Here is a 15987-nt window from a genome sequence, read left to right as displayed (position 1 = left end):
CGGCTAAGGCAAGAGTGATCCAGAGGAGCAACACTTGATAACACCCCGCCAGCATCGTGACGTCGCGCCGCGCGCGCGAAAGGTGCGCATTCTTGCAACCTTGGGCCCTGCCAGCAACACGCCGGAGATGATCGAAAAGCTGTTCAAGGCGGGCGCCGATGCTTTTCGCATCAACATGAGCCATGGTGCACAGGCCGAGAAGGTGGAATTGATCAAATCAATCCGCGCCCTCGAAAAATCGCTCGGGCGGCCGACGACAATCCTTGCCGACCTGCAGGGCCCCAAGTTGAGGGTCGGAAAATTTTCGGACCGATCCGCCAAACTCGAAACCGGCCAGAAATTTACGCTTGATCGCGATCCTGCCCCGGGAAACTCCAAGCGCGTGTGCCTGCCACACAAGGAAATTTTTGAGGCGCTTGAAGTTGGCGCAAGGCTTCTCCTTGATGATGGAAAGCTGGTACTGCGGGTTGAGAAAATGTCCGAGACCCGTATCACAACGCACGTTGAAGTGGGTGGAATGCTCTCTGACAACAAAGGCCTTAACGTCCCGGATGTTGTCGTTCCGATGGCCGCGCTGACCGAAAAGGATCTCTCGGACCTCAGCTTTGCACTGGAACAGGGTGTTGACTGGATCGCGCTCAGCTTTGTCCAACGGCCGGAAGATCTCGCCGATGCCCGACGCCTGATTGGCGGGCGAGCCGCCCTGCTGGCCAAGATCGAAAAGCCGGCTGCCTTATCCCGACTGGAAGAAATCATTGAACTCGCCGATGCTGTCATGGTCGCGCGTGGAGATCTGGGCGTTGAGTTGCCTCCCGAAGCGGTGCCGCCCGCACAGAAGCGGATTGTGGAAACAGCCCGCCGGTTCGGTCGGCCGGTCGTTGTCGCGACCCAGATGCTCGAATCGATGATCAAGGCACCAACGCCGACGCGTGCCGAAGTATCCGACGTGGCAACGGCCATTTATGACGGCGCCGATGCCGTGATGCTGTCCGCTGAATCGGCGGCTGGAGATTGGCCGATCGAATCGGTCGCGATGATGGACCGGATCGCGATCAATGTGGAAAGCGACCCTGCCTATGCGGCGCGGGTTCATTTCACGGAGACACGCCCGGATCCGACAACGGCAGATGCCCTTTCAGAAGCGGCATTCGATATTGTCAGAACAGTGTCTGCCAAATCCATCATATGCTTCACCGAGTCCGGCTCGACTGCGCGACGGATTGCACGTGAACGACCGCTCGTCCCGATTCTGGTGCTGACGCCGAAGCTTGCCACTGCGCGCCGGCTAGGCCTGCTGTGGGGCGTCCATGCAGTCTCGACCCGGGACGTATCATCGTTTGAGGAAATGGTGGCCAAATCAAAACGCATGGCCTTGCGTCAGGGAATTGCCGGGGGCGGAGATCGGGTGATCATGATGGCCGGCGTCCCCTTCGGGACACCGGGCTCAACCAACGTGCTCCACGTGGTCCGATTGACTGGGCAGGAGCTCAAGGGCCGCTAGTTCGCGTGCCAGGCTTTCCGCATCAGTAAAATGATGGGCAACAAAGCCGTTCGTTCGCGCAGCCTCGACATTGGGAAGGCTGTCGTCGACGAAGAACCCCTCGCCCGGGGCGAGGCCAAACCGTTCAAGGGCCAGTCGATAAATGGCGTCTCCCGGTTTTGTCATTTGCTCGATGCCGGAAACGACAATGTCGGAAAATTGATCGAATATGGGTGCGGTCGGACGAAACATGGCCCAGAAATCCGCCCCGAAGTTGGTAATGGCAAATAGTGGAACGCCATTTTTTGCCAATTCTTCGACCAGCCGATGAACTCCCGCAACCGGACCGGGGATCGTCTCCAGCCAGCGATGTCGATAGGCGTACAACAACTGTGCGTGTTCGGGAAACCGGGCGATGCGTTCTTCAACCATGAGATCGATGGGCCGGCCGGCATCATGTTGCTCATGCCAATCGATCGGCACAACGTCCGCCAGGAAGCGATCAAGATCTTCCTGATCCTCGATCAGCTTTTCGAAGAGGTAACGACGGTCCCAATCATAAAGGACACGCCCGACATCAAAGACGACCGCCTTAACGGCCATCGTGCTTGTCAGCCCTGGCGCGCCTTGAAGCGACGATTCGTCTTGTTGATGACGTATGTCCGGCCGCGACGACGGATGACGCGATTGTCCCGATGGCGGTCCTTGAGCGACTTGAGTGAATTGCGGATCTTCATGATCGCTTGCCTGTTTCTCTATGATCTGGAAAAAGAAGGCTGCCGCCTAAGGGGCAGATGGTCTAAAGTCAAGGCGTCCCTGCAGGAGAAGTGTTCATGCGTAAGGTTGTTTTGAGTTCCGCCGCTACACTGTTTTTGGCTGGATGCGCGGCCAAACTTCCACCGGTTGAGGTAACGCGTTTTCACGTCAGCGAGACGATTGCTGCCGGGACAGTTGCCACCCGTCCGCTGGGAGACATCGACGGATCAACAATCGAGTTCCGTACCTATGATATCGCGGTCAAGCGCGAACTGTCGCGACTGGGCTATGCCGAAGGACCAAACCCTGCATTTTCTGCGGAAATTGGGTATTCGAGAGAAGCGCGTGAAAGGCTGGCCAAAGCTTCTCCTGTAACAATCGGCATTGGCGGCGGTAGTTTCGGCAGGCACACCGGCATTGGACTGGGAACAAGTTTCGGCATCGGTGGCGACAATAGCCGCAAGACGATCATTTCAAGGCTGGAGGTGCGGCTGAAGCGCAACGCCGATGGTGCTGTGGTTTGGGAAGGCAGGGCACAGACGGAAGCGCCTTCGAATGCGCCGTCTGCTCAGCCCGGCCTTGCAGCGGACAAATTGTCCCGCGCACTTTTCGAAGGCTTCCCCGGCGAATCGGGAAAGACGATTCTGGTACCCTGATCAATCGCCCGGGTTGCTCGATACAGCATGTTGGGCTTAACTGCCCAAATGACCATGAAGATCAACGCCGCCTTCGATAGCGGAAATATTATCGTCACGTCGATCGACGGGACCACCGCAAACCTCGAGATTCGCAAGGATGCGCATTCCGACTTTTATCAGTGGTTCCATTTTCGCGTTTCGGGAGCACGAGGCAAGAAGATCACATTGCGGATCACCAATTGCGCCGGGTCCGCCTATCCGGGCGGCTGGGACAACTACAAGGCGCGGTTTTCTGACGATCGCGCGGAGTGGCGCTGCGCCGAAACAAATTATGACGGTGGCGTCCTGACGATCTCCCATACGCCCGCACTCGACAGTATATGGTTTGCCTATTTCGCGCCCTTTTCGACCGAGCGGCATCACGACCTTGTCCAGCGCACCGCGGCTTGTGCTGACGTCGCATTGATCGAACTTGGCCAATCCATCGAAGGGCAGCCGATCGACTGCCTGCGCATGGGGAATGGCCCGGCGCAAGTCTGGCTTTATGCCCGCCAGCATCCCGGCGAAAGCATGGCCGAATGGTGGATGGAAGGGGCTCTTGAATTGCTGACCGATCCGGAAAACGAGACTGCCCGGTCACTGCGCGAGAAATGCACACTGCACATCATTCCCAATATGAACCCTGATGGCTCCCGCCGCGGGCATCTGCGAACAAATGCCGTGGGAACAAATCTCAACCGCGAATGGGAAAACCCCTCTGCGGACCGGAGTCCCGAAGTCCTCTGTGTGCGCAACGCCATGGATGAAACAGGCGTGCACTGGGCAATGGATGTGCACGGCGACGAGGCGATTCCGGCCAATTTCATCGCGGGCTTCGAAGGCATTCCCAACTGGACCGACGTCCAGGGCAATCGTTTCTATGCCTATCGCAATGCACTGGCCGAACATACGCCGGACTTCCAGACCCGCCTTGGATATCCGGCCTCGGCGCCGGGCCGGGCCAATCTGACGATGTCGACAAACCAGCTCGCGAACCGCTTTTCACATCTGGGTTGTGTGTCCATAACGCTCGAAATGCCATTCAAGGACCATGATCCCAACCCCGATTTCGATCAGGCATGGAGCCCGGCGCGATGCAAGGCACTCGCGCGATCCTGTCTGGAAGTCCTGTCACAAAGCCTCTGACATGGCAGGGTTCCGTATTGTCGAGGATGATCTTACGGGTCCGGATATTGCTGCCCTGTTGCGGGCGCATCTCGATTCGATGCACGAACATTCGCCGCCGGGAAGTGTTCACGCCCTTGATCTTCACGCGCTTAGAGCCCCCGAAATTACCTTCTGGTCGATTTGGGACGAGGATCGCCTTGCAGGCTGTGGAGCGCTCAAGGAACTTGAACCGGACCACGGCGAGATCAAGTCAATGCGGACGGTGCAATCCCATCTCCGGCGTGGCGTCGCGTCGCAAATCCTGTCGCACATGATCACCGTTGCGCGGGAACGCGGTTATCGGAGATTGAGCCTGGAAACCGGCTCAAGTGCGCCGTTCTTTCCGGCGCATCGCCTGTATGAAGCTTTCGGATTCGAGCCCTGCGGCCCTTATGGCGACTATGAGGATGAGGAGTTCAGCCAGTACTACAGGCTCTGGCTCTAGAGTTTGCCGTCTCGCCAAGCGCCGCCGATTGCGTTAGGCCGCGCCCGAATCGCCCGATGTGGAGCCAATCGCCAAATGCCAACACTCGTCCTCATCCGACATGGCCAATCAGCCTGGAACCTCGAGAACCGTTTCACGGGCTGGTGGGACGTTGACGTAACCGAAAAAGGTGCGGCAGAAGCTCGCGCAGCAGGCGCGCTCATGCGGGACAAGGGCCTGGATTTCGACTGCACATTCACATCGCTTCAGACGCGCGCAATCAAGACGCTCAATCTTGCGCTTGAGGAAATGGGCCGCTTGTGGCTTCCGGTCGAAAAGGACTGGCGCCTGAACGAGCGGCACTATGGCGGGCTGACTGGCCTCGACAAGGCCGAAACCGCTGCAAAACATGGCGATGCCCAGGTAAAGATCTGGCGTCGCAGCTTCGATGTGCCCCCGCCCCCGCTGGAACCTGGCAGCCCCTATGATCTGTCTTCGGATCGCCGTTATGCCGGCATCAAGGTCCCTGCTACCGAAAGCCTGAAAGACACCATTGCGCGCGTCCTGCCCTATTGGGAAACGCGGATTGCGCCGGAACTGCGTTCTGGAAAACGTGTCCTGATCTCAGCACACGGCAATTCACTGAGAGCGCTTGTCAAACATCTCTCGAACATTCCCGATGACGAGATCACCGGTCTTGAGATCCCGACCGGACAGCCAATTGTGTATGACCTCGCGGATGATCTCAGCGCACGAGAGCGCTATTACCTCTCTGAACGCTGAGCATACATTGCCGCGTCGGCGCGCGCGAGGACAGTTTCGACGTCATCGCCCGCACGAACCATGGTCAACCCGGCGGTCACGCTTACCCTGATGCTTGCCCGGCCCAGATCAACAGGCTCTGCCGCAACTGTGGTCGCCAGCACATCGCCCTTTGCCCTGGCAGCCTTTTCATCGAGATGATCGAGGATAAGGCCAAATTCGTCCCCGCCAATCCGCGCCACCATGTCACCGGCACGCAAGCTGGCCTTCAGGACCCGCGCTACATGGAGCAAGACTGCGTCACCCGCCTGATGTCCGTGGCAATCGTTGATAGCCTTCAAGCCATTCACATCAACATAAAGAACTGCGGCAGGTGTCTTGTGCCGCGCCGCCTGATGCAGAACTCTTTCCAGTTCGCGCAGAAAGGCCCGCCGGTTCGGCAGAGGCAACAATGTGTCCGTATCTGCGAGCCGTTCAAGCTCTTCGAGACGCGCCCGGAGATTCTCCAGCGCCGCCTTCAATCCGTCATTCTCATCAGCAAGCTGCCGAATGACATCGCTATCCAATTCGTTCAAAAGTACGTCCCCCAAAACGCTACTCAGCGACTCTGTGAATATAACGATCGATAAAGGCCATAGCATAATAATTTTGTGATCACGATCACAGTCCACCTGCGTTGCGCTCGGGGAAAGTGGCAGCTAAAGACCTTGAGCCTTGAGAAGTGGCAACGGGGCACCCCATCATCATGAGTGAAAGCAGGCCGCTCGTCGGCATCATAATGGGCAGCTCGTCCGACTGGGAGACGATGCGCCATGCCGCAGATGCGCTCGATGCCCTTGGAATTTCGCATGAAACGCGCGTGGTTTCAGCCCACCGAACGCCAGACCGGCTCTACGACTATGCCAAGAGCGCTGCCAGCCGCGGACTGCAAGTCATTATTGCTGGCGCTGGCGGGGCCGCACACTTGCCGGGAATGGCGGCATCAATGACGACCTTGCCGGTTCTTGGGGTCCCGGTTGAATCCAAGGCGTTGAGCGGGATGGACAGCCTGTTGTCCATCGTCCAGATGCCCGGTGGCATACCCGTCGGCACGCTGGCCATCGGCAAGGCCGGGGCGACCAATGCAGGCCTCCTCGCTGGCGCAATTCTCGCTCTTTCCGATCCCGCGCTTGCTGAACGGCTCAGCGCCTGGCGCGCCGAACAGACGCGTTCCGTGGCGAATGATCCTGCATGACGCCTGTTCCTCCCGGTTCAACCATTGGCATTATCGGCGGCGGCCAGCTCGGTCGGATGCTCAGCCTTGCGGCCGCGCAGCTCGGGTATCGCTGCCACATCTATGCTCCAGAGGCGAGCGGTCCCGCCGCCGATGTCAGCGCGAAGTGGATCCAGGGCGACTATGGTGACACGGAACGCCTTCTGGAATTTGCCAGGGATGTCTCCGTCATCACGTTCGAATTTGAGAATATCGACCCGACGCCTCTGCGGCCACTGGCAGAGTCAAAGCCGGTCTTTCCGCCGCTACTGGCACTGGAAATTGGGCAAGACCGCATTGCGGAAAAGAGCTTTGCGGCGGAACTCGGCGGACGGACGGCGCCCTGGGCGGCAGTCAACAGCCGAGACGAACTCGAGGCCGCCATTGCTGCAATCGGCCTCCCGGCGATCCTGAAAACCGTGCGATTTGGATATGACGGCAAGGGTCAGGCCCGAATCAAGACCGTTGCTGATGCCGATGCTGCCTGGACAGCGATTGGCGAATGCCCGGCAATCCTTGAAGGAATGGTGCACTTCGATCACGAATTTTCGCTGATCGTGGCGCGGGACCAGAAAGGCAGTGTTTCATTTTGGGACACTCCCGAAAACGTCCACAAGGATGGCATCCTCGCTACGTCAACAATTCCGGCGGCAGACATTGTGCGCCAGCAAGTCCCCTCTGCTCGGGCGCTTGCCCGCCGGATCGCAGAGCGGTTTGACTATGTGGGCGTTTTCACGATCGAATTCTTTGCCAGCGCCGATGGACCGGTTTTCAACGAACTGGCACCCCGCGTTCACAATTCGGGCCACTGGACGATCGAGGGCGCAACCACGTCGCAGTTCGAGAATCACATTCGGGCAATTCTGGGGCTGCCACTTGGCGCGACCCATTTGCGCGGCTCAATGATCGAGATGCGAAACCTGATCGGACATGATGCCGACAATTGGCTGGCATTGGCAAGCGATCCCGGCGCGCATCTGCATCTTTACGGGAAGCATGAGGCGCGGCCGGGACGCAAAATGGGTCACATAACCCGTATCACCTAGGACTGGCGCGTGCCCGAAAGTGGCATCGAACCGAACATGCCAGCCTTGACACTGCCCGTGATGCTGTCGCCGTCAACCGTTGCGGTCCCCTCCAGCGTCATCGGCATGGGTACTGTCATGTTCATTTTCCAGGTCAGGGTATTGCCGTCGACCTTGCCATCATAGACATCGAGCGAACCCTGAGCCCCGGCATTGGTCCCGGTCCAGGTATCACCGGAAACATTGACTGTCAGGACCGACTTCTGGTCGCCCATGGGAGTCTTGGTCACGCATTCATAGGAACCTGCAACGGACATCGTCTTCTCCTTAATCTGCCGCGCGCTCAATTCGCTGCGGATAAAACCATCTCTTCAACAGGCAGACCGAGGCCGTCAAGCTGGGGCCTCACCTTCTTCGCATCGCCGACAACCACCCAGACCAGCGCATTCGGATCGATGACGTTACGGAATTCGCGATCAAGGCCCGATGCCGTCATTGCCAGATATTTTTGCGGAAGGGTTTCATAGAAATCGTCCGGTCTTCCCAGAGAAATAATCCGCTGAACGCTGCCAAGCACAGCGCCAGAGGTTTCGAAATTCCCGGGGAGTTCACGGATATTGCCATTGATAGTGCGTTCGAGCTCGGCAGCCGTAATTCCGGACTTGCTGGAGAAGTCGATCAATTGCGTGCGAAGCGCGCGGATCGAATCCCCGGTTCGATCGGCCTGTACGGGCGCTTGAACTACAAAGGTGATCCGGTTCTCTTCCCCGCCGATGCCGCTATACACCCCATAAGACCAGCCTTTTGTTTCGCGCAGGTCGGTGTTGATGCGTGAGAGGAACGAGCCGCCAAAAACCTCGTTTGCTGCGCGGAGGCCAACCAGATCATCGCGGCCACTTCGATTCAGTACGACTCCTGCCGAGATGGTCGATTGGGGTGCATTTGGCCGGTCAACGAGCACAATCCGTGGACGCGGCGCCGGGATAGGTGCATTGAAGTCCTTGGCCGGCGGCACTTCACCCGTCACGCGCCAGGTTCCAAAGCTCTTTTCAAGCAACGGAACGAGCGTTTTGAGCGTCGTATTCCCAACCACGAAGATTCGGGCCTTTTCCGGGCGCAGCCACCGATCATGAAATGCCGAAAGCTGCGCAGGCGTGAGCGCCTTCACCACAGCGATATCCCCGCTGCCGCTTCCAGGAACGGCATAGGGATGCACATTGCCCCAGAGGAGCGTGGGCAAGACACGGCTTGCAACAGCGCCCGGATCCTGAAGTTCCGCCTTGATCCCTGCGAGCTGCTGTGCACGGACGCGATCCACCTCGGCTGGCGCGAAGGCGGGATTGCGAATGACATCGGCAAGAAGGTCGAGCGAAAGCCCCAGATTGGCGGATAGTGCCGAAATGCCAATGCTCGTACGATCAAGGCTTGCGCCCGAGGAAATGTTCGCGCCCAGCCTTTCGCTTTCCTCGGCAAGCTGGCGCGAATTGCGTGTCTTGGTGCCCTCACGCATGACTCTCAGCGTCAGCGCCTGTGTCCCGAGTGCATTCTTGGGATCGGCCGCGAACCCGGCATCAAACGATACATTCACCTGTACCGTCGGCACAGCTGTACGGCGCGCGAAATATACCTCGATGCCGTTGCTGAGTTTCGCTCGCTCTATCGCAGGAAATGTCAGCGCCGAAAAGGATCCGACTGGAGGAAGTTTGGCCGGATCAAGCGCTATGGCTTCTTCCGGTGCCGATGGCGGATTCACCCGAGCAGCTTCCTCATAAGCCGGACGTTCGCCCGGTTCCACAGTCAGAGCGAAGACTGGCCGTGACAGCCATTTCTGCATCGCCGCGCGCACCTTGGCCGGCGTTGCACGGGCATATTCGACCAACTCCTTCCGGTATTGGTCGGGGTCATTCGAATAAAGTGCGCCTTCGGCAAGAGCCACAGCCTTCCCGCCAAACCCCCCGACCGACTCCAGTCCAGCGATCTTGGACGCCACGGTCCGCGTCGCCACGCGCTGGACCTCATCCGCATTCGGACCTTTGGTCATCAGCTCGTCAAGAATGGCATCGAGCCGCTTGTTGACCTGAGCGACATCGGCGCCGGGACGGACATCGGCGGTGATTTCGGCAATGCTTATCTGTGCAAAAGTCTGCAGGCTTGCCGTGACGCCCACGGCAAGCTTTTCATTGCGTACGAGCGCATTATCGAGCCGGGAACTCGCAAGGCCGCCAAGGACAGCCATGCCGACCGAAAGCGGCACTGTGTCTGGATTGTTGAGGCCGGGGGCCACCCACCAGCGATAGAGCCGGGTCGTTGCCACCTGATCCTTCATGACTTCAAATTTTGGCGCTGCTAGCGTCGGAATGGGAACCGCAATCGGCGCCTGCTTTGGTCCCGCCGGGAAACTCCCGAACCGCTTTTCAACCAAGGCTTTAGCCGTCGGCACATCGACGTCCCCCGCAAGCACCAAGACGGCATTGTTGGGGCCATAATGTTGGCGGAACCAGTTTTTGACATCGTCGAGGCTCGCCGCATCGAGATCCGCCATCGAGCCGATTGCCGAGTGGCCATAAAGATGATCCGGCGGAAACAGCCCCGCAATCTGGGCATATTCGGTAAGGCCATATGGCTGGGTATCGCCTTGACGCTTCTCGTTCTGGACAACGGCGCGCTGGTTGTCGAGCTTTGCCTGTGTGATCCCGCCAAGCAGGTGACCCATCCGGTCTGCTTCCATGAACAATGCGCGATCAAGCGCAGCGGTCGGGACCGTCTCGAAATAATTGGTGCGATCGAACCAGGTCGTTCCGTTGACGTCAGTCGCGCCGATCTGCTGGAGCGGCTCAAAGAAGTCTCCGGGAATATTCTCCGAGCCATTGAACATCAGGTGCTCGAACAAGTGGGCGAATCCGGTCTTGCCCTTCGGCTCATGCTTTGAGCCGACATCATACCAGACCGAAATTGCAACGACCGGCGCCTTGCGGTCGGTATGCACGATCACGCGCAAGCCGTTTGCCAGTGTGAACTGGGTATAAGGTATATTGACCGCCTTCACGAGCGCCGAAACAGGCGCAGGCTTGGCCTTCGTGGCCTGGGCAGGCTGGACGCAGAACGCAGCAATCGACAGCAGCGCTGCAAGGGCCAGACTTTTACGCATCATTTTTCCTCTTACTGTGTCAGTTTATGCGATAGGCGCGGCGCGCATGCTGCGCCAGATCGCTGGCTTGAAAATGAACGGGTTTGAAGCGGTGTTCGACGAACAGCTTCATTTGATCGGTATAATGGGGAGAGTCGGGCCGGTTTGTTGCGGCGCCATAGGGCTGGATCGATTGCGAGGTCACTCGACCAGCCTTGTCCCAATTGACGAGCATGATGAAGCTGTCCCCATGTTTCACGCGCATGCGGCCGTCTGGCTGGGGATCCCAGGTCGTGGCGGCCCTGAGTGTGTCCGTGCCACCATTGGCCGGGAGGTCAACCTTGCCCCGGATCATGCGCTGAACGTCCCCGAGTGGTGGGTCGATCCGGCCAAAGCCCTTCATCAGCTTGTCGACCACTTCGCGCAGCTTGGCGTGGGCATCGGGCAAGGGGTCGCCGTGGTAGGCGGCAGAGTTCGCCATGTGCATCATTGCTTCGCCCAGTGCATCTGCGGGCGCGTTGCCGTCGCTGTTCCAGTCCCATTGCGCAAGCAAAGCCTGCGCCTTGGCAAGATTTGGCTCGGACTTAAGATCAAGTGCAAGGATCTTGTCCATCCAGCGTCCGGCGAAGCTGGCGCGACTGTATGCCGTATCGAACTTGATCTGGAGCAGCCGCTCCGGCGTGATTGGTCCTTTTTCTGCCGTCAGCAGTTCCAGCGCCCGATAGATCCGATTGGTCGTGCGCTGTTCAATGCCAAGAAGAGGAGAAAAGTCGGCCGGGTTCAACTCCGACCCCGGACCTGCCGCCATGAAGGGCGTGTTGTTGGAGTTGACGAGAAATCCGCTTTTCGGGTTCACGATCTTCGGCATCCGATCAAAGCCAAGCGCGCCTTGCCACAGGTCGGCGGAGGTGTCGCCGGGTAGCACCCCCGTGTAATCGAAGGCCGGCCTCCGATCCGGGAAAAGCGCGTTGTAGACATAGGCAATGCGCCCGGTCTTGTCCGCATAGATGAAATTGGTGGCCGGAATGCCGCCGATCGACATGGCCTGCGTCCATTCATCCCAGTTGCGCGCCTTTGTGATCCGGTAATATTGCTCGAGGTTGCGCGCCTGGTCGATGGCTGCATAACGGATGGCAAAGGCACCATTCCTATTGACGATCACGGGTCCCTGGATTGCATGATATACCGCCTTGGGAACAGGCAGGGTGAAGGGGCCGATCCGGACAGGCAGCCATGCCCAGGTCTTTTCGAGCGGCAGCCACTTCCCGTCAAAGCGATATTGGGTGCCCTCCTCATTGAGGGTGAGCTTGTAGACATCGATCAGGTCAGGGCCATTGACGGTGTTCGTCCAGCCCAGATTGCTGTTATGGCCAAGCAGGATGAACGGCGAGCCCGGAAAGAGGGCCCCCGCCATGTGCAGGCCTTCGCCGGATTCCATGGTCGCTTCGTACCAGGCGACACCCCCTTCATAGGGCTGGTGAGAATTCGAGATCAGCCATGTCTTGCCGTCTGACATACGCCGGGGAGAGACAGCAAAGGCGTTCGATCCGTTCATGGCCGGATCGCGGCCAGCTGGCGTCATCCGCGCGGCTGTCCCGCGCGGTGGATCCTTGTCATCGGAGAGTTTGCCGATGGTATCATCCAGTCCGAAAAAGAAAGGTGATCGCAGGATGAAACCAGCAGCAATGTCTTCACCGTTCACCGGAAACAGATGCCGCAGCCGGACTTCATCGGGATGCGTTTCGGCATAGCGGTTTAGCCCCGTCGCATAGCCATCGAGGACTGCACGTACATCGGCTGGTATTTTCGGGTATTCCCGGGTCGCCGTTTCACGCACGCGCAGCAAGTGAAGGACATAGTCGATCTTTGCGCCATCCTGTCCGAGCAGAACCCCGGCCCGCCCGCGCGTCATCGCAACGACTTCCTCGATCGTCGGGAAATCGTCTTCGGCATGCGCATAAGCCAGACCATAGGACGCATCGGCATCAGTCTTGCCAAAGATGTGCGGCACGCCGAATTCGTCTCGCACGATCCGGGCATCATATTTTCGCGCGGGCGGCGCTGCAAATTGCGTTGCCGTGACAGGTTCCCAAATTAGCGAAGCAACCAAAAGAAGGGCGATCACGCCCAAAAGCCCCTTGCCAATACGCCGCATTCCAGACTCCCGAGCCATTGCCGGCGGGAGATCAGCCGAACCGCGCCATAATTGCAAGGCTTTCGAATGCGGGCTGTATCAAGCTGCTGATCGGAGCGGGGACTGACGCGGATAAGGGAAAATACCGATCGCCCTTGTGTGGCAAAACAGCAACACTACATTCCATCCCAAAGGAGGCTGCCGCCAATATGAACCTCGAAAAATTCTCAGACCGGGCCAAGGGATTCCTGCAATCGGCCCAGACCGTTGCGATCCGCATGAATCACCAGCGCATTTCGCCCGAACATCTTCTGAAGGCGCTGCTTGAAGACGAACAGGGCATGGCGTCCGGCCTTATCAAGGCGGCCGGTGCCGACGCCGCGATTGCAACGCGCGAAACCGATGCAGCGCTTGCCAAGGTCCCCGCAGTTTCGGGCAGTGGTGCGCAGCAGGCGCCGGGCCTCGACAACGACCTTGTTCGCGTGCTCGATCAGGCCGAACAGGTCGCCCAGAAATCGGGCGACAGCTATGTGACGGTCGAGCGAATGCTTCTGGCCCTGACGCTGGCATCGACGACAACGGCCGGAAAAGCCCTTGCAGCCGCAGGATTGAAGGCGGAAGCGCTCAACGCCGCAATCAACAGCCTGCGTGGCGGACGGACAGCAGATACAGCATCGGCTGAAGACCGTTACGATGCGCTGAAGAAATTCGCGCGCGACCTGACGGAGGCAGCCCGCGAAGGCAAGCTCGATCCAGTTATCGGGCGCGACGAGGAAATCCGCCGGACGATCCAGATTCTCGCACGCCGGACCAAGAACAACCCTGTCCTCATCGGCGAGCCCGGCGTCGGCAAGACAGCCATTGCCGAAGGTCTGGCGCTGCGCATTGCCAATGGCGACGTGCCCGACACGCTCAAGGACCGCGCGCTCATGTCGCTCGACATGGGCAGCCTGATCGCCGGCGCCAAATATCGCGGCGAGTTTGAGGAACGGCTCAAAGGCGTGCTCGATGAAGTGAAGGGCGCCGAGGGGCACATCATTCTCTTCATTGACGAAATGCATACGCTGATCGGCGCGGGAAAATCGGAAGGCGCGATGGATGCGGGCAATCTGCTCAAGCCCGCGCTTGCCCGCGGCGAACTCCACTGCATCGGTGCAACGACGCTCGACGAATACCAGAAGCATGTCGAAAAGGACGCCGCACTTCAGCGCCGTTTCCAGCCCGTGTTCGTAGGCGAGCCGACTGTCGAGGATACCATCTCGATCCTGCGCGGCCTGAAGGAAAAATATGAACTGCACCACGGCGTGCGGATCACCGACGGTGCGCTCGTTTCCGCAGCGACACTTTCAAACCGCTATATTTCTGACCGGTTCCTGCCGGACAAGGCGATCGACCTCATGGATGAGGCTGCCTCGCGCCTGCGCATGGAAGTGGAATCCAAGCCGGAGGAAATCGAGACACTCGATCGCCGGATCATCCAGCTGAAGATCGAACGCGAAGCCCTGAAGAAGGAAACCGATCAGGCATCCAAGGACCGGCTCGATGCGCTTGAGGAAGACCTGGTCAGCCTCGAGGAGCAATCGGCTGAGCTGACGACGCGCTGGCAAGGCGAAAAGGAAAAGATCGCGGGTGAGGCCAAGCTCAAGGAAGCGCTCGATCACGCACGCATGGAGCTTGATCAGGCCCAGCGCGCTGGCGACCTCGCCAAGGCGGGTGAGCTCCAATACGGCACGATTCCCGACCTCGAAAAGAAGCTGGCCGAAGCGGAAGCCGAGGCCGGTGGCGCAATGCTGCGCGAGGAAGTGACGGCCGAAGACATTGCCGGTGTGGTGTCGCGTTGGACGGGTATTCCCGTCGATCGCATGCTGGAAGGCGAGCGCGAAAAGCTGCTCCAGATGGAAAGCGTGATCGGCAAGCGTGTCATTGGTCAGGCCGACGCGGTCAAGGCCGTCTCGACCGCCGTCCGCCGCGCGCGGGCAGGCTTGCAGGATCCGAATCGGCCTCTGGGCAGCTTCCTCTTCCTCGGCCCCACAGGTGTCGGCAAGACCGAGCTGACCAAGGCACTCGCAGGGTTCCTGTTCGATGACGAAGCGGCCATGGTGCGCATCGACATGTCCGAATTCATGGAGAAGCATTCGGTTGCCCGCCTGATCGGCGCGCCTCCGGGCTATGTCGGCTATGAAGAAGGCGGTGTACTGACGGAGGCCGTGCGCAGGCGCCCCTATCAGGTCGTGCTGTTCGATGAGGTCGAGAAGGCCCATGGCGATGTCTTCAACGTGCTGCTGCAGGTGCTCGACGACGGCCGCCTGACCGATGGGCAGGGTCGCACGGTCGATTTCACCAATACGCTCATCATCCTGACCTCAAACCTGGGCAGCCAGTATATTGCGGGCCTCGCTGAAGGGGAGGATGTCGAAAAGGTCGAACCGCAGGTTATGGAAGTGGTCCGTGGACACTTCCGGCCTGAGTTCCTCAACCGGCTGGACGAAATCATTCTCTTCCACCGTCTCGGCCAGGAACATATGGGTCCGATCGTCGATATCCAGGTGTCCCGCGTGGCCAAGCTGCTCGCCGACCGCAAGGTGACACTGGAGCTGACCGATGCGGCACGCGCCTGGCTTGGACGGGTTGGCTATGACCCTGTCTATGGCGCGAGGCCCTTGAAGCGGGCTGTGCAGAAGTATCTTCAGGACCCGCTCGCCGAAAAGATCCTGCGCGGCGAAGTGCCCGATGGATCGACGGTGCATGTCGATGAGGGCGATGGAGGTCTGGTCTTCAAATAAGGCTTTCGCTCTCGGATTATTTCGGCGCCGTCTGCCGGGCATAATCCGCGGCGTCGAACCAGCCGCGCGAAAGCTTGATCAGGCCGTTCCCGTCAAGGTCCCATTCCTCCCAGCCGGCAACGCTCACGGCGTTGCCGGTTGCGGCGTGGGTCCCGGTGAAGGTCCACATATAGACCAGATGATCGCCGGCACCCCGTGCCGCATCGCAGGTCAGGGTCAGGTCGGGGATATCGGCAAAGAAGCCGGCAGCCATTTGAGCAACGCCCGCACGCCCCTGCCAGGGGCTGCCGTTGTTGATGATGATGGCGCCGTCCGCCGCGAAAAACGCCGCAACCGAATCGGGATTTCCAGTGTTCCAGGCGTCCGTGTAGGCTGCCGCAAGCGCCTCCGCCGTCATTGT

The 15987-nt window shown here is 59.3% G+C and carries 15 protein-coding genes; 8 read left to right on the top strand and 7 right to left on the bottom strand.

Annotated elements, in window-relative coordinates:
• The first annotated feature begins 34 nt into the window (after positions 1 to 34).
• Entirely contained in the window at positions 35 to 1501 is a 1467-nt protein-coding gene (gene pyk / locus K0O24_RS07145) for a pyruvate kinase (RefSeq protein WP_281421710.1), read from the top strand.
• Here the strand turns inward: pyk and K0O24_RS07140 are convergent.
• Together K0O24_RS07140 and ykgO are read right to left on the bottom strand one after the other, a co-directional pair.
• Complete coding sequence (locus tag K0O24_RS07140) at positions 1445 to 2083, bottom strand: HAD family hydrolase (protein WP_219895160.1); 639 nt, start codon at positions 2081 to 2083, stop codon at positions 1445 to 1447. The two genes, pyk and K0O24_RS07140, sit on opposite strands and share 57 nt — an antisense overlap.
• A gap of 8 nt (positions 2084 to 2091) precedes the next feature.
• A complete protein-coding gene (gene ykgO / locus K0O24_RS07135) occupies positions 2092 to 2217 on the bottom strand; it encodes a type B 50S ribosomal protein L36 (protein WP_003046794.1) in 126 nt (41 codons plus the stop codon).
• A 96-nt stretch (positions 2218 to 2313) separates the two neighbouring features.
• Here ykgO and K0O24_RS07130 point away from each other — a divergent pair, with 96 nt between their 5' ends.
• From K0O24_RS07130 to gpmA, 4 genes are all read left to right on the top strand, one after another.
• Positions 2314 to 2892, top strand: coding sequence for a DUF4136 domain-containing protein (locus tag K0O24_RS07130; RefSeq protein ID WP_219895159.1), 579 nt, complete (start codon positions 2314 to 2316; stop codon positions 2890 to 2892).
• Between the two features lie 48 nt (positions 2893 to 2940).
• Positions 2941 to 4059 carry a M14 family metallopeptidase gene (locus K0O24_RS07125; RefSeq protein WP_219895158.1) on the top strand — a complete coding sequence of 373 codons (1119 nt, stop codon included), beginning with the start codon at positions 2941 to 2943 and terminating at the stop codon, positions 4057 to 4059.
• A 1-nt stretch (position 4060) separates the two neighbouring features.
• Complete coding sequence (locus K0O24_RS07120) at positions 4061 to 4525, top strand: GNAT family N-acetyltransferase (protein WP_219895157.1); 465 nt, start codon at positions 4061 to 4063, stop codon at positions 4523 to 4525.
• Positions 4526 to 4600: 75 nt separating this feature from the next.
• Positions 4601 to 5287 carry a 2,3-diphosphoglycerate-dependent phosphoglycerate mutase gene (gene gpmA / locus K0O24_RS07115; protein ID WP_219895156.1) on the top strand — a complete coding sequence of 229 codons (687 nt, stop codon included), beginning with the start codon at positions 4601 to 4603 and terminating at the stop codon, positions 5285 to 5287.
• Here gpmA and K0O24_RS07110 read toward each other — a convergent pair.
• Complete coding sequence (locus K0O24_RS07110) at positions 5269 to 5841, bottom strand: GGDEF domain-containing protein (protein WP_219895155.1); 573 nt, start codon at positions 5839 to 5841, stop codon at positions 5269 to 5271. The two genes, gpmA and K0O24_RS07110, sit on opposite strands and share 19 nt — an antisense overlap.
• 170 nt (positions 5842 to 6011) lie before the next feature.
• Here K0O24_RS07110 and purE point away from each other — a divergent pair, with 170 nt between their 5' ends.
• Positions 6012 to 6500 carry a 5-(carboxyamino)imidazole ribonucleotide mutase gene (purE, locus tag K0O24_RS07105; RefSeq protein WP_219895154.1) on the top strand — a complete coding sequence of 163 codons (489 nt, stop codon included), beginning with the start codon at positions 6012 to 6014 and terminating at the stop codon, positions 6498 to 6500.
• The gene (locus tag K0O24_RS07100) at positions 6497 to 7564 is read left to right on the top strand and encodes a 5-(carboxyamino)imidazole ribonucleotide synthase (RefSeq protein ID WP_219895153.1); all 1068 of its coding nucleotides are present in this window, start codon (positions 6497 to 6499) and stop codon (positions 7562 to 7564) included. The genes purE and K0O24_RS07100 overlap by 4 nt, the downstream gene beginning before the upstream one ends.
• Here K0O24_RS07100 and K0O24_RS07095 read toward each other — a convergent pair.
• The 3 genes from K0O24_RS07095 to K0O24_RS07085 are packed head-to-tail and all read right to left on the bottom strand — an operon-like array spanning position 7561 to position 12825.
• A complete protein-coding gene (locus K0O24_RS07095; protein WP_219895152.1) occupies positions 7561 to 7860 on the bottom strand; it encodes a hypothetical protein in 300 nt (99 codons plus the stop codon). The genes K0O24_RS07100 and K0O24_RS07095 overlap by 4 nt on opposite strands.
• Before the next feature lie 26 nt (positions 7861 to 7886).
• On the bottom strand, positions 7887 to 10694 hold the full coding sequence (locus K0O24_RS07090) for a M16 family metallopeptidase (protein WP_219895151.1): 2808 nt from the start codon (positions 10692 to 10694) through the stop codon (positions 7887 to 7889).
• A gap of 16 nt (positions 10695 to 10710) precedes the next feature.
• Positions 10711 to 12825 carry a penicillin acylase family protein gene (locus K0O24_RS07085; protein WP_219895150.1) on the bottom strand — a complete coding sequence of 705 codons (2115 nt, stop codon included), beginning with the start codon at positions 12823 to 12825 and terminating at the stop codon, positions 10711 to 10713.
• A 188-nt stretch (positions 12826 to 13013) separates the two neighbouring features.
• Between K0O24_RS07085 and clpB the strand changes: the two genes are divergently transcribed.
• Positions 13014 to 15587 carry an ATP-dependent chaperone ClpB gene (gene clpB, locus K0O24_RS07080; protein ID WP_219895149.1) on the top strand — a complete coding sequence of 858 codons (2574 nt, stop codon included), beginning with the start codon at positions 13014 to 13016 and terminating at the stop codon, positions 15585 to 15587.
• 16 nt (positions 15588 to 15603) lie between these two features.
• Here clpB and K0O24_RS07075 read toward each other — a convergent pair whose 3' ends face one another.
• Positions 15604 to 15984 carry an ester cyclase gene (locus tag K0O24_RS07075; RefSeq protein ID WP_219895148.1) on the bottom strand — a complete coding sequence of 127 codons (381 nt, stop codon included), beginning with the start codon at positions 15982 to 15984 and terminating at the stop codon, positions 15604 to 15606.
• Between the last annotated feature and the right edge of the window lie 3 nt (positions 15985 to 15987).

Origin of the sequence: Aquisediminimonas profunda (genome assembly GCF_019443285.1) — a bacterium.
GTDB lineage: Bacteria > Pseudomonadota > Alphaproteobacteria > Sphingomonadales > Sphingomonadaceae > Aquisediminimonas > Aquisediminimonas profunda.
This window is presented reverse-complemented; position numbering and strand designations above follow the sequence as displayed.